Here is a 347-nt window from a genome sequence, read left to right as displayed (position 1 = left end):
ATATGAACTTTCATCTTTTTGGCTCAACGCATAAAGCAAAGCATGAATAGCAAGTTGGTGCTGATTGATGAGGGTAATCAGGTTTTTATAACAAGGCAAGTCTTTAAAGAGTTTGCTTTCAAACTGAACCGTACTGGGTTTGTCGGAGACCAACTTTCTTGAGAGAATGTTCCAATGACAAAACCAAAATATACCCCTGAAATCAGAGAAAGAGCGGTTGAATTATTGATTGAATCCGAGAAAGATTATCCATCGAATTGGGCTGCGATCACCGCTATTGCTCCCAAGATAGGTTGTACTCCTGAAACTCTACGTGTTTGGTATCAAAAATATTTAGATAAACAAAA

At 37.8% G+C, this 347-nt stretch carries 2 pseudogenes; one reads left to right on the top strand and one right to left on the bottom strand.

From position 1 onward, the window contains the following. Window positions 1–126 (bottom strand): annotated as a pseudogene (locus ACEO2X_RS14295) (IS982 family transposase); the annotation flags it as partial. A gap of 48 nt (window positions 127–174) precedes the next feature. Here ACEO2X_RS14295 and ACEO2X_RS14290 point away from each other — a divergent pair. Continuing rightward, window positions 175–347: pseudogene (locus ACEO2X_RS14290) on the top strand (IS3 family transposase); the annotation flags it as partial.

This window comes from Acinetobacter sp. AL9 (assembly GCF_041464035.1).
GTDB lineage: Bacteria > Pseudomonadota > Gammaproteobacteria > Pseudomonadales > Moraxellaceae > Acinetobacter > Acinetobacter towneri.
Note: the sequence above shows the minus strand (reverse complement) of the source record. Positions and strands in the feature narration are given on the sequence as shown.